Here is a 13,912-nt window from a genome sequence, read left to right on the forward strand (position 1 = left end):
GCCCTCCGATCGAAGTGGGTGAGTGTGACCAAGGCGATGGGCGCAGCGATGCGCCGGATCCAGGCAGGCAGCGCGCTGAGCGCGTTCGGACTCGGCTTCACCGTGCCGTACCTCTATGTGTACGTCGCTCAGGTGCGGGATCTGGGCGCGAGTGCCGCGGGCATCGTCCTTGCCGTCTTCGCCATGGCCGCGCTCGTCGTCCTCCCCTTCAGCGGGCGCGCCATCGACCGGCGCGGGCCGCTGCCCGTGCTGACGGTCGCCGCGGTGCTGGCGTCCCTGGGCGCGCTGGGGATGGGGCTCGCCGGGAGCGTGGCCGCGGTGGTCGGCTCGGCGGCGCTGCTGGGTGCCGGTACGGCCGTGATGCAGCCGGCCCTCGCGACGATGATCGTGTGGTGCTCGGAGCCGGCGGGCCGGACCCGTTCGTTCGCCATGCAGTTCTTCCTGCAGAACCTGGGTCTCGGTGTCGGTGGCCTGATCGGCGGCCAGCTCGTCGACGCGAGCCGGCCGGGCAGCTTCCTGCTGCTCTTCTCGATCGAGGCCGTGATGTTCCTGGTGCTGGCGGGCATCGTGCTGACCGTGCGGATGCCGGGCTCCCCCGCTCTGCAGGGCGCCCGGCCGGCCGCGTCGAAGGGCGGCGGGGTCCGCGCGCTGCTCGGGCACCGGGCCATGGTGCAGCTGTGTGTCCTGGGGTTCGTGTTGTTCTTCGCCTGCTACGGGCAGTTCGAGTCGGGTCTCGCGGCGTACGGCACCGAGGCCGCCGGCATCGAGCCGTCCACGCTCGGTGTCGCGCTGGCCGCCAACACGGCCGTCATCGTCGTCGCGCAGTTCGTGGTGCTGCGGTTCGTCGAGCGTCGGCGGCGCACGCGGGTGATCGCGGCCGTCGGTCTGATCTGGGCCGTGGCGTGGGTCATCGCGGGGTACGCGGGTCTCGGGCACGGCAGCCAAACGATGGCGACCGCCGCGTTCATCTCCACGTACGCGCTGTTCGGGCTCGGCGAGGCGATGCTGTCGCCGACCGTGGCGCCGCTGGTCGCGGACCTGGCTCCGGAGGCGATGGTCGGGCAGTACAACTCGGCGTTCGCGCTGGTCAAGCAGCTGGCGCTGGCGGTCGGTCCGGCCGTGGGCGGGCCGATGGGTGCGGCGCTGCACGGGCCGTACATCGTGACCTTCGTGCTGTTCTCGCTCGGGATCACGTTCCTGGCGCTCCGGCTGGGCAGGCAGCTCGCCCCGGCGCAGGACCAGCCGTCGCTCGTCGCGGTGTCGCGGGTGGTGGCCCGGCACCAGCCGGAGAAGGAGACGGCCGCCGCCTGAGGGCTGTCCGGGCGCGCTCGCGGGAAGGACCGGCCCGGGGCCCGGGCCGGTCAGTCCGGAAGGGCGAACTCGCACCAGACGGCCTTGCCGCCGCCGGGGGTGCGCCGGCTTCCCCAGGACGAGGCGATCGTGGCGATGATCGAGATGCCGCGGCCCGCCTCGTCCTCCATCTCCGCCCGGCGGCGCCGGGGCAGGTGGTCGTCGCCGTCCGTGACCTCGATGATCAGCCGTCGGTCGGTGCGCCGCAGGCGCAGCCGCATGGGCGGGGTGCCGTGCTGGAGGGAGTTGGCCACCAGTTCGCTGGTGGCGAGGACGCCCAGGTCGCGCAGTTCGACCGGGAAGCGCCAGCTGGACAGGACTCCCGAGGCGAAGGCCCGGGCGCGCGGTGCGGCTTCCACGCCGCCGAGGAGTTCCAGGGCCGCGTTGTGGAAGAGCTCGGCGTCCGCTCCCTTGCGGGCGGGGTGCTGGACCACCAGGACCGCGACGTCGTCGTCGTGCTCGGCGGTGACGCCCAGCGAGCGGAGCAGCCGGTCGCAGACGACCTGGGGGGTGCCGAGGGCACCGGAGAGTGCGCGTTCGAGGGCGGCCACGCCTTCGTCGATGTCCTCGCGGCGGCGTTCGACGAGTCCGTCGGTGTAGAGGACGGCGGTGGAGCCCGGGGGCAGGGCGATCGTGCCCGAGGTGTGGAGCCAGCCGCCGGTGCCGAGCGGGGGTCCGGTGGGGTCCTCCGCGCGCCGGACCGTGCCGTCCTCGTCCCGGACGAGGATGGGGAGGTGGCCGGCGGAGGCGTAGACGAGCCGGCCCTCGTTGGGGTCGTGGACCGCGTAGACGCAGGTGGCGATCTGGCTGGCGTCGATCTCGGCGGCGAGGCCGTCGAGCAGCTGGAGGACCTCGTGCGGGGGCAGGTCGAGCCTGGCGTAGGCGCGGACGGCGGTGCGGAGCTGGCCCATGACGGCGGCGGCGCGGACGCCGCGGCCCATCACGTCGCCGATGACGAGCGCGGTGCGGCCGGCTCCGAGGGTGATGACGTCGTACCAGTCGCCGCCGACGGCCGCGTCGGTGACGCCGGGCTGGTAGGTGGCGGCGATGCGCAGGTCGTCGGGCTGCTCCAGTTCCTGCGGGAGGAGGGAGCGCTGGAGGGTGACGGCGGTCTCGCGGTGGCGTCGTTCGCTGGCGCGCAGCCGTTCGGCGGCCTCTGCGTGGTCGGTGACGTCGGCGGCGTGGACGAGGACCCCGCCGTCGGGAAGGCGCGGGGACTCCACGGGCAGGCAGGTGACGGTGTACGAGCCGCCGTCGCGGGTCTTGCGGGACTTGACGGTGCGGGGCTTGCCGCTGCGCAGGACCTGGTCCATGAGGGGCAGCAGGCCGAGTTCGTGGGCCTCGGGGCAGGCGTCGGCGACGGTGGACCCGGCGAGGCGGGGTCCGAAGGCGGCGGCGTAGGCGTCGTTGACGTAGGCGATGCGGTGCTCGGGGCCGTACGCGAGTGCGACGAGGCCGGGGAGCCTGCCGATGATCTCCCGTGCGGAGAAGTCCTCGAGTACGGGGACGTCGTCGGCGAGGGGCTCCGGCTGCGGCCCGTACTCACCGCGGGCCGCGGGCACGGAGCCCTCGGTCCCCCGCGCCGCCGTGCGGCGCTGCGTGCCGGGGAGCCGGGCGCTCCAACGGGTGAAGTTCACGGATCTGTATGCCTCGTGGTGTCGTTGGCCGTGCTGAGTCACTCTGTGCAGGTGTGGGCCCACCTATGGTCACACGTCCAGTGTGACCGACCGTACTGACATCGGTGTCAGAGCGGCCGGGGGCCGTTCTTGGGGGGCGGGGGCGCGGCGGCGAGTTCGAACTCGGCTCGTGGGTGCTCCAGGGAGCCGAGCGAGACGATCTCACGTTTGAACAGGCCGGACAGGGTCCATTCGGCCAGGACCCGGGCCTTGCGGTTGAAGGTCGGGACGCGGCTCAGATGGTAGGCCCGGTGCATGAACCATGCCGGGTATCCCTTGAGTTTGCGGCCGTAGATGTGCGCCACGCCCTGGTGCAGTCCGAGGGAGGCGACCGAGCCCACGTACTTGTGGGCGTACTCCTTGAGCGGCTGCCCGCGCAGGGAGGCGGCGATGTTCTCGGCGAGCACCTTGGTCTGGCGGACGGCGTGCTGGGCGTTGGGGGCGCAGGTGCGGCCCGGTTCGTCCACCGTGACGTCGGGGACGGCGGCCGCGTCTCCGGCGGCCCAGGCGTGTTCGACGCCTTCGACGGTCAGCTCCGCGGTGCACCTGAGCCTGCCGCGCTCGTCGAGGGGCAGGTCGGTGGAGGCCAGGACGGGCGCGGGTTTGACGCCGGCCGTCCAGACGACGGTGCGGGTGGGGAAGCGGGTGCCGTCGCTGAGGACGGCCACGCGGTCCTCGCAGGACTCGAGCCGGGTGCCGAGGCGCACGTCGATGTTGCGGCCGCGCAGCTCCCGGATGGCGTAGCGGCCCATCTCCTCGCCGACCTCGGGCAGGATCCGGTCGGACGCCTCGACGAGGATCCAACGCAGGTCCTCGGGTTTGACGTTGTGGTAGTACCGCGCGGTGTAGCGCGCCATGTCCTCCAGCTCGGCGAGCGCCTCGACGCCGGCGTAGCCGCCGCCGACGAAGACGAAGGTGAGGGCGGCGTCGCGCAGGGCCGGGTCGCGGGTGGAGGAGGCGATGTCCATCTGCTCGATGACGTGGTTGCGCAGTCCGATGGCCTCCTCGACGGTCTTGAAGCCGATGGCGTAGTCGGCGAGTCCGGGGACGGGGAGGGTGCGGGAGACGGAGCCGGCGGCGATGACCAGTTCGTCGTAGGTGAGCCGGGTGGTGCCCGTGCCCTCCTCCTCGGTGGCGAGGGTGGAGAGGGTGACCGTGCGCTCCGCGTGGTCGACGGAGTGGACCTCGCCGATGACGATGCGGCAGCCGTCGAGGAGACGGCGCAGCGGGACGACGACGTGGCGCGGGGAGATGGATCCGGCCGCGGCCTCCGGCAGGAACGGCTGGTACGTCATGTACGGGTCGGGTGTGACCACCACGATCTCGGCGGCGCCGCTGCGCAGCTCGGCCTTGAGCTGTCGCTGCAGACGCAGCGCGGTGTACATCCCGACGTAGCCACCGCCGACAACGAGAATGCGCGCAGGTTCGGTCACTGTCCCATGACGCAACGCCGTCCGGGGTTTGTCCACAGGCCCGGCAAATTGTGTGACCGGAGGAGTGCGGAGGCGTGGGGTGGCGCACGGGGTCGGTACACGGAAGAATGCGCAGGTCAGGTTGAGGATGTGGGGGCAGCGGAGCGGGCAGAATCGGGAGGCTTCCGGTCCTTGCTCCGATCGGGGGGCGCACCGTACGGAACTGCCCCTTCTGAATTGACCTCGACTCAACTATGTTCGTACCTCGTCGGGGTATCGGAGCGCTGTGCATGGACCAGAGCACAGACAGCCGGTCCGGGATCCCGTGTCAGGGCGGGGAGTCTCCGGGGGGAGACATCATGAGCGGGGGAACGCTTATGCACATTCAGGATTCGCATTGGCAGGCTGTCGTCGCACCGGTCGACGGCGCGGTCGAGGGACGTACCGGGGCGACGGCGACCGTCGGCCGCTCCGCTCCGCTGCGCGTGGACGCGCAGCGGAATCTGGAGCACGTGCTGCGCGCGGCGCGCGAGGTCTTCGGTGAACTCGGTTACGGGGCACCGATGGAGGACGTGGCGCGGCGCGCCCGGGTCGGGGTCGGTACGGTCTACCGCCGCTTCCCGAGCAAGGACGTGCTGGTCCGCCGGATAGCCGAGGAGGAGACCGCGCGGCTCACCGAGCAGGCCCGGACCGCCCTCGGCCAGGAGGACGAGCCGTGGTCGGCGCTGTCCCGTTTCCTGCGGACGTCGGTCGCTTCGGGCGCGGGACGGCTGTTGCCGCCGCAGGTGCTGCGGGTTCAGGTGGACGAGAGCGTCGCCGACGCGGTGCTGCCGGTTCCGGTCGCGGCGGACGGGGCGCGGGTGCCGCACCAGCGGGGCTTCGCCGAGTCGGCCGGGTCCCGGGTGGGTGCTCCCCGGCAGGCGCCGGCGGCCGAGCAGGACGACGCCGGCGCGGCGGAACTCCTGGAGGTCGTGGGGCAGCTGGTCGACCGGGCGCGTGCGGCGGGTGAGCTGCGTACGGACGTGACCGTCGCGGACGTGCTGCTCGTGATCGCGACGGCGGCTCCGGCGCTGCCGGACGCGGCGCAGCAGGCGGCGGCTTCGGCCCGGCTGCTGGACATCCTGCTGGAGGGTCTCCGCTCGCGGTAGGCGGCGGGGGCGCAGACGTCACGCGGCCCGTTCGTCCGTGCTCCCGGCGGGTCCGTTCGGACCGTTGATCGTCGCACGAACGGGTGAACGGTTACGCCCGGACGCGGGAACTCACCCCGGACGAGTGGTAGGTGGCCGCGCGGCCTCGGCATGCCCGTGCTCTGTGGGACGCTTGCGCGGTGTCCGGGTCTGAGCGTGCGTACGGGGGCTTCCGCGATGAGCGGTGACGGTCGGGACGAGCCGCGGTTCGACGGCGGTGCCACGGAGACCGGCGAGCTGACTTCCCGGCAGGTGCCGAGCCAGGGCCGGCCCGCCGGCCCCGCGCGAACGCCCGCCGGTGCGGCGCCCGTCGGCGTGCCGGGGCACCCGTCCGGGGGCCCCGCCGGGTCCACGGGAGCGGCGGAGGCCAGCGTGCCGCCGCAGCGGGAGCGCGGGCCGGGTACGGCCTCCGTACCGGCGGCCGACGCCGGTACCGGGGGCGCCGCGGCGAGTCCCGAGTCCGAGGGCGTCCTGCCTCCGGCGGTCGAACTGCCGCCCTCCGACGCCGACCTGGTGCAGTGGATGCGGGAAGGCGACGACAGCGCGTACGAGGAGCTGTTCCGCCGCCACTCCGAGGCCGTGCGCCGGTACGCCCGGACCTGCTGCCGGGACGCGCACACCGCCGACGACCTGACGGCGGAGGTCTTCGCGCGCACCCTCCAGGCGGTACGGGGCGGTGCGGGGCCCGCCCACGCCGTCCGCGCCTATCTGCTGACCACCGTCCGGCGGGTGGCGGCGCACTGGACGCGGACGCAGAAGCGGGAGCACCTGGTCGAGGACTTCGCGGTGTTCGCGGCGCAGGCCGCCCGGACGTCCGAGGTCTCCGACCAGGACACCCTCGACCTGGGCGCCGAGGTACGGGCCATGCACGAGGCCGAACAGTCGCTGGCCATGCAGGCGTTCCGCTCGCTGCCCGAGCGCTGGCAGGCCGTGCTGTGGCACACCACCGTCGAGGAGGAGTCGCCCAGCGAGGTCGCGCCGCTTTTCGGCCTGACCCCCAACGCCACCGCCGTCCTGGCCAGCCGGGCCCGCGAGGGCCTCAAGCAGGCCTACCTCCAGGCCCACGTCAGCCAGACGCTCACCGCGGGCGGCGACTGCGCCCGCTACGCCGACCGGCTCGGCGCCTACGCGCGCGGCGGGCTGCGGATGCGGGCCGAGCGGGGCCTGCGCAAGCACCTGGAGGAGTGCGCCAGGTGCCGGCTCGCCGCCGGGGAGCTGGCGCACGTCAACGCGGGCATCCCGGCGCTGCTGCCGGTCGCCGTCATCGGCTGGTTCGCCGCCGGCTTCTCCCTCAAGGCGGCCGGCGTGGTCGCCGGCGGAGTGGCGGGCGCCGCCGGAGCCGGTGCGGCCGCCGCGGCGTCCGGCGCCGGCTCGTCCGGCGCCGCGGGGACCTCCGCCGCCGCGGCCGAGGGGCTCGGGGCGCCCGTGAAGGCCGGCATCGCCGCCGCCGTGGCGGTGGCCGCGACGGCCGGACTGGTGTGGGCGTTGTCCGGCGACCCGCAGCCGGTCGCGCAGCCCGGACCGACGCCGCCGGCGGTCGCCCCCGTCGTACCGCCGAAGCCGCTGCCCTCGCCGCCGCCCCGGTCCACCCCGCCGCCCCCGGCGGTACCGCGGACGGCACCGTCACCGACTCCCCGGCCGACCCCGCCGGCTGCCGAGCCGCCTGCGGCGAAGCCGGCCCCCCGCCCCACTCCGACGCCCGCGCCCCCGAGCCCGCGCCCGAAGCCCAGTCCCTCGAAGACGGCGCCCGCGCCCCCGCCTCCGGCCCCGCCGACCGTGTACCCGGTCAGCCGGCTGGACTACGGCGTCTTCGGCGACGGCACCAAGCCCGAAGTGCGGCTCGGCGACAGCAGCTGGATGTGGCAGCGCGACGGGCTGTCCATGGGCGGCACGCGGTACGCGCACGGCGTGAGCGTGCACGCGCCGTCCTCCCTCACGATCGACCTCAACCGGCGGTGCGTCGACTACGAGGCCCTCGTCGGCGTCGACGACCTCAGCGCCCCGCTCGGGGTCGGCGGCGTCCGCTTCTCCGTCTACGGCGACGGTGAACGGCTCTGGCGCTCCGAGGTGGTGGACGCCGGCGACCCGCCGGTCCCGGTCCACGTGAACCTCGCCGGCCGCAGCACGGTCCGCCTGGTGGTGGAACCGCACACGCCGTTCGGCCGGGTCGCGATCGCGGACTGGGCCCGGTCGCAGATCACCTGCGCGTAAGGGCTGTCCCGTAATCCGCGGCGGGCGCACGGCGCCGGCTACGGCACCTCGCGGCGTTGTCGGATCGCCCGAATACGCCCAGTATGAGGACGACCCTCCGCCTTGCGATGCACCGCATCCGACGCCGTGCACCGACCCACCGCGGATTACGGGACAGCCCTTAGCAGGGGCCAGGACGCCCCGGCTCCGCTCCCGGCGGGGCCTACGCCCCCACCAGCGCGGCGACCCCGTCGAGATCGAGAGGGGCCCCGGAGGCGTACGCGGCGGCGTACCCGTCCTCGCCGAGCGCCGCGCGCCCCCGGGAGGCGAGCTCGTCCGCCTTCCGCAGTTCCGGCACCGCCCGGGGCGTGTCACCGCGCCAGGTGTCGGCGGCGGCCAGGATCGCGACCGCCGGGGCGTGCCGTCCGGCCAGGGCGAGCGCGAGCGCCACGCCCTCCGCGAGGTGGGTGGTGACGAAGTCGGCGCAGCGGGCCTCCCGCGCATCCCGCAGCGCGGCGACGGCCTCCGCGACCGCCGCGTCACCCCCGCCCTCGTACGCCCGGATCCGGGCACCGAGTCCGGCCAGCAGCGTCTGGAAGTGCCGGGGCGGCGTGCTGGCGGCGAGGTGCTCCATGGCGACGTCGAGGTGCGCGCGGGCGGCCGTCACGTCGCCTCGGTACAGGGCGATCGCCGAACGCATGAACCGGAGGTAGGTCTCCGTGTCGTTGACGCGGTGGCGTTCGGCCTCCGCGGCGGCCTCGTCGAGCCCCTTCTCCGCGCCGTCCATGTCGCCGACGAGGTAGCGGAGTTCGGCGAGCCGGGCGATGAGGAAGGGGGCCTCGGCGTGCGCCCCGACCTCGCGGGCGAGGGCGAGCGCGTCCGCGTAGTCCTCGCCCGCCTCCGCGTGGCGGCCCCGCATCATGTTCGCCTCGGCCGCCGCGCTCGCCACCTGTGCCCGCATCCAGCGGTCGCCCACCCGGCGGGACAGCACCCGCAGCTCGGCCAGGTCCTCGTCCAGGTCCGGCGTCCCGCCGGGCATGTCGATCGCCATGTGCGTGCGGAACATCAGGCTGACGCCGACCTCCCACTCGCCGCCGAACCGGCGGCAGTTGTCGACCGACGCGTCCAGCATGGCGAGCACGTCGGCCGACGACTCGGTGAAGTACGCCGTGAACGGCCACAGCATCCCGGGGAAGCGGGCCGCCTGCGGACCGGGCCGCTCGCCGAACGCCTCGCGCACCCGCCGCACCAGTGCGAGGAGTTCGGGGTCCGCGAAGAAGTCGCCGACGACGTGGTTCTCCGCCGCGAGGAAGAACTGCAGCATCCGCAGTTCCTTGCGAGGCCAGTAGCGGGAGTCGGCCGGATCGTCGGGGTCCTCGCCCAGCCGGACCGTGCGGGCGACCCAGACCACCGCCTCGGAGCGGTAGTTGCGCAGCCACCAGAACCAGCCCATCGCGAAGACCAGCCGGAGGGCGGCCGCCTCGTCGGAGGCGAGGATCGCGCGGTGGAGCGCGGCCCGGATGTTGTCGAGGTCGGCTTCGACGCGCCCGATCCAGGGGAGCTGCTCGCCGGAGCGGAGCCGGGGCTCGGCCTCCTCGGCGAGGGCGGTGAAATGCGCGGTGTGGGCGGCCTCGGCGGCGGCCAGCACGTCGGGGGTCTCGGCGGCCCGCTCGACGGCGTACTCGTGGATGGTCTCCAGGAGGCGGTAGCGCATCGCGCCGGCCTCGGTGGGGGCGGCGACGACCAGGGACTTGTCGACGAGGGCGCCCAGGGAGTCGGCGGCGCCGGGCGCCAGCGCCTCGGCGGCGGTGAGGTCCCAGCCGCCGGCGAAGACGGAGACCTGGCGCAGCAGGGTGCGCTCCTCGGGTTCGAGGAGGTCCCAGGACCAGTCGACCACCGCGCGGAGGGTCTGCTGCCGGGGCAGGACGGTCCGGCTGCCGGAGGTGAGGAGAAGGAAGCGGTCGTCGAGCCGGTCGGCGATCTGGCGCGGGCTGAGCAGGCGCAGCCGGGCGGCGGCGAGTTCGATGGCGAGGGGGAGCCCGTCGAGCCGGCGGCAGATCTCGTCGACGGCGTCGGGGTCCTCGGTGGGGTCGAAGCCGGGCCGGACGGCGCGGGCGCGCTCGGCGAAGAGGCGGTGGGCCGGGTGGGGTGGCAGCGGCTCGACGGGGCGGACGGTCTCGCCGGGAACGCCGAGCGGCTCGCGGCTGGTGGCGAGGACGCGCAGCCGGGGGCAGTGGGTCAGGAGGGTCTCGGCGAGGGCGGCCGCCGCCTCGATGACGTGTTCGCAGTTGTCGAGGACCAGGAGCAGGGAGCGGTCGGCGAGGTGGTCGACGAGGACGGCGGTGGGATCGTCCTGGAGGGGCTGGCCCTCGCGGGTGATCAGGTTGGTCTCGCGCAGGCGGAGGGCGGAGAGGACGGCGCCGGGGGCGGCGTCGGGGTCGTCGAGCGGGGCGAGTTCGACGAGCCAGGCGGGTCCGGGGACGGCCCCGGCGGCCTCCTCGGCGAGACGGGTCTTCCCGGAGCCGCCGGGTCCGGTGAGGGTGACGAGTCGGGAGCCGACGAGGTCGGAGCGCAGCGCGGCGAGTTCCGGTTCGCGGCCCACGAAGGAGGTGAGCCGGGGCCGGATGTTCCCGGCCTGCTCAGGTGGGGCCGGAGGGGGCGGTGGCGGGGCGAGCAGTTCGCGGTGCAGGGCGGCGAGCTCGGCCCCCGGGTCGGCGCCGAGGCCGTCGGCGAGGGCGCGTCGGGCGTCCTCCCAGGCGGCGAGGGCGTCGGCCTGGCGGCCCTCGGCACGCAGGGCGCGGACGAGCTGGGCGCGGAAGCCCTCGTCGTACGGGTACGCGGAGGTGAGCTCGGACAGCTCCGGTACGAGTCCGTCGACGGCGCCGCGGCTCAGGTCGGCCTCGACGCGCCGGCGTACGGCCGCGAGCCGCTGGGCCTCCGGGCGGACGCGGGCGTGCTCGGGGAGGTCGGCGAGCGCCGGGCCGCGGAAGAGGGCGAGCGCGGTGCGCAGCAGGCCGGCGGCCGCCTCGGGGTCGCCGGCGTCGAGCAGGCCGGCGGCCCGGGCGGCGTGGCGCTCGAAGACGTACAGGTCGACGTCCTCGGGCCGGGCGAGGAGGCGGTAGCCGGGGCCGGGGGTGGACTCGACGGCGTCCTTGCCGAGGACGCGGCGGAGCCGTCCGACGAGGGCCTGGAGGGCGGCGGGGGCGTCGTGCGGAGGCTCGTCGCCGTACACCTCGTCGACGAGCTCGTCGACGGTGACCGCCCGGCCGGGCCGCACGGCGAGTGCGGCGAGCAGCGCGCGCAGGCGGGCGCCGCCGAGCGGGAAGGGGGTGCCATGGGAGTCGAGGGCCTGGGTGGTGCCGAGGATGAGATACCGCACGCCGGCCATTGTCCCCGGGGGAGGTGCGCGGCGCCTCGGGGTTTACCCGGAGCGTCGCCGGCCGGAACACGAGGTGGGCGGGGGCGCTTCCGGACGGCCCGGGAGGCTGGGGTGCGGGCCGGAGCGCCCCGGGGCCTGCCCGTCCGGAAGACGGCCGGGGCATCCCCTCCGGCGGCCCCGGGCGCGCGGGCCGCACCCGGGCCCAGCGCTCAGGCGCCGCCCGGCCTTCCCGGCCCCCGCACCGCGCCCCGCTCAGGCCAGGAGCGAGCGTCGTGCCGAGGGGATCAGCGGGCCGGGCACGGCGCGCTGCTTGGGTGCCGCCGTGCCCGTCCAGCAGGTGCCGCGGCGGGCCAGCAGACGGTGGAGCCACAGTTCGGTGGAGACCAGGTCGGCGAGACCGTCCAGCGGGACCGGCTCGCCCTCGGAGGCCGCCCGCAGCGCCTTGCGGACCACCCGGGCCTCGATCAGGCCGGCGTCGGCCAGCAGCGGGGCCTCGAAGAGGGCGAGCAGGTCCGGGAGGGCCGCGCGCAGGCCCGCGCGGGCGGCGGCGCCGGCCGCCGGGTTGGGGGTGCCCCAGCCCGGGGGAAGGTCGTGGATGCCCGCGCCGGCCAGGACCGTGCGCAGGACGGTCGCCCGGGCGCCGGGCTGGACCCGCAGCGATTCGGGCAGGGCGCGGCAGGCCCGTACGACCTGGTTGTCGAGGAACGGCGCGTGCAGGCGCTGGCTGCGGATCTCCGCCGCCTGTTCCAGGATCCGGTGGTCGTGCGCCGCCCGGGCGAGCGCGGCCCGGGCGCGGGCCTCGCCCGGGCGCTGCACCGAAGTCGGCAGCGTCGCGGCCCGGTTGAGGCGAACCGATACTTCAGCCAGGGCCTCCCCCGTCAGCCAGCGCGCCGCCGGACCGGGCCGTGTCCAGGCCAGGGCGGAGAGGGAGGCCTCCAGGGGGCCGAACGCGCCGGGCGTCGTGCGGTTCGCCTCCAGGACCCGGGTCGCCGCCGCCTCCAGACCGGTCCGGTAGGGGGTACGGGCGAGGCGGCGGGCCGCCCGGTAGACCGTGAGCGGCACGAGCAGCGCGCCCGCGGACGTACCGGTGGCCTTGGCCAGCGCCGTCACCGGCCGCACCAGTGATCTGCGCCGGCGGTCCATCAGCAGGTCGGCGAGCCGGGCCGGATGCGCGTCCAGGACCTGGCGGGCGCCCAGGCCGGTGAAGTGGTCCGCGCTGCCGCCCGCGAGCCGCCTGCGGTGCCGGTCGGCGACCACGAGCGACGGGCCGGGCTCGTCGGTCAGCGGCCCGTCCAGCTCGGCGTACGGCAGGGCCTCCTCGCCCGCCGCGACGACGACGTGGTGCAGTCGCGGGTTGGACGCGATCGCCCGGGCCCGTTCCAGCTCCTCCTCGCGGGCCGCGCCGCCGCCCGTCAGGTCGTTGAAGGTGACGGCGAGCAGCCGCTCCCCCGCGCCCGTGCCGTGTCCCAGGATGGTGCCGGGCACGCCCGGCAGCCCGGCGGCGAGCAGGGCGAGCGTGCCGGACGCGCTGCCTCCGGACAGGTCGGCGCCGATCCCCGGGGCGGGTCCGCCGCCGCGTGCCGCCCGCCGCTCGGCGGGCCCCATGCCGGGGACGGGTCCCGGGTCCGGCAGCGGGGTCTCCGGCGCGTGCCGGGGCGCGGTGAGCCGGGCCCGTACGGCGTCGACGAGCGCGTCCCGCACGCCCTCCACGGCCTGCCGTGGATCGACCTGGGGCGCGGCGACCGCGAGCGAGGCGACCGGGTCGTACCCGGTGATCTCGCGGGAGCCCTCGCGCAGGATCAGCGCGTGGCCCGGCGGGACCCGCTTCACCCCCTCGTAGGGCGTGGAGTCGCGGAGCGCCTCGGGGGTCTCGGGGCAGGCGAGCAGGGCGGCGAGATGGCCGATGTCGAGCTGGGCCTCGATGAGGTCGGCGAGCGGCAGGGCGGCGGTGGCGTACGCGGTGCCGTTGGCCCACGGGGTGTGGAACACGGGCCGCGCACCGGCGAGATCGCCCGTGACGGTGATCCGTCGGCCGACCTGGACGACGGCGGTGTAGCTGCCGGCCCAGGCGGTGAGATGGCGCAGCGCGCCGCCGCGCGCGGCGAACAGGCCGACGCGCAGTTCCTCGTCGCTCGCCGCGCAACACCCCAGGACGGCAAGGCGGGTGTGGGCGTCGACGGTGACCACGCGCACCTCGTCGGGGCGCCAGTCGCCGACCGCCCACAGCGGGTCGGGGTCACCCCACAGCAGCTGTGCGCCCACCGGGTGCACCGTGCGCCCCTCGGCCGCCGCCCCGCCCACGGCGCCGGCCGTGCCTGGCGTGGCGAAGCTCGCGGCGACACTGCTCCAGCCCACCAGCCATCGCATCGGCGCCTCCACTTCGGTCGGTGGAGGAACATGCTGCCACGACAAGAGGGCAGGGGAGGGGCTCCGGGGTCGCGTGTGCGAAAGGCGAATGCGCCCCTGGCATTGGCCAGTTGCTCACCGTCGGCATTCGGCCATTCTCGGCGGGGCCGCGGACCGCCGGCTGTCCGGGAGGCGCTCATCGCCTCCCGGAGCCGTCCGCCGCCCGCGGGGAATGGGGCGGCGGTGTCCCCCAGCCCCCTGGTCCACTGCCAGGCGGGCCGACCCACGCAGCACTCATGGAAGCGCTCCCCCTCCGCCCCGGCGAGAGCGCACGGCCAGGCGCACGGCCACACGCCCGGAGCACGCGCCCGG

Annotated in this window: 7 protein-coding genes; 3 read left to right on the top strand and 4 right to left on the bottom strand. The window is 75.4% G+C overall.

Annotation, left to right across the window (positions count from 1 at the left end; genetic code table 11):
- The first annotated feature begins 36 nt into the window (after positions 1 to 36).
- Entirely contained in the window at positions 37 to 1,311 is a 1,275-nt protein-coding gene (locus ACE1OA_RS16265; RefSeq protein WP_432754069.1) for an MFS transporter, read from the top strand.
- A 50-nt stretch (positions 1,312 to 1,361) separates the two neighbouring features.
- Here the strand turns inward: ACE1OA_RS16265 and ACE1OA_RS16270 are convergent, their stop codons facing one another.
- Together ACE1OA_RS16270 and ACE1OA_RS16275 are read right to left on the bottom strand one after the other, a co-directional pair.
- Complete coding sequence (locus ACE1OA_RS16270; RefSeq protein ID WP_432752958.1) at positions 1,362 to 2,987, bottom strand: ATP-binding SpoIIE family protein phosphatase; 1,626 nt, start codon at positions 2,985 to 2,987, stop codon at positions 1,362 to 1,364.
- A gap of 107 nt (positions 2,988 to 3,094) precedes the next feature.
- Complete coding sequence (locus tag ACE1OA_RS16275; protein WP_432754070.1) at positions 3,095 to 4,411, bottom strand: NAD(P)/FAD-dependent oxidoreductase; 1,317 nt, start codon at positions 4,409 to 4,411, stop codon at positions 3,095 to 3,097.
- Between the two features lie 404 nt (positions 4,412 to 4,815).
- On the opposite strand from ACE1OA_RS16275, the gene ACE1OA_RS16280 reads away from it, so the two are divergent.
- A complete protein-coding gene (locus tag ACE1OA_RS16280) occupies positions 4,816 to 5,586 on the top strand; it encodes a TetR/AcrR family transcriptional regulator (protein ID WP_356601139.1) in 771 nt (256 codons plus the stop codon).
- Positions 5,587 to 5,802: 216 nt separating this feature from the next.
- Entirely contained in the window at positions 5,803 to 7,836 is a 2,034-nt protein-coding gene (locus tag ACE1OA_RS16285) for a sigma-70 family RNA polymerase sigma factor (protein WP_432752959.1), read from the top strand.
- A gap of 202 nt (positions 7,837 to 8,038) precedes the next feature.
- On the opposite strand, the gene ACE1OA_RS16290 is transcribed toward ACE1OA_RS16285, so the two are convergent.
- Complete coding sequence (locus tag ACE1OA_RS16290) at positions 8,039 to 11,194, bottom strand: BTAD domain-containing putative transcriptional regulator (protein ID WP_432752960.1); 3,156 nt, start codon at positions 11,192 to 11,194, stop codon at positions 8,039 to 8,041.
- 252 nt (positions 11,195 to 11,446) lie between these two features.
- Complete coding sequence (locus ACE1OA_RS16295) at positions 11,447 to 13,561, bottom strand: asparagine synthase-related protein (RefSeq protein ID WP_356601142.1); 2,115 nt, start codon at positions 13,559 to 13,561, stop codon at positions 11,447 to 11,449.
- Positions 13,562 to 13,912 lie beyond the last annotated feature (351 nt).

The sequence above is a fragment of the Streptomyces sp. JL2001 genome (assembly GCF_050917515.1).
Taxonomy (GTDB): domain Bacteria; phylum Actinomycetota; class Actinomycetes; order Streptomycetales; family Streptomycetaceae; genus Streptomyces.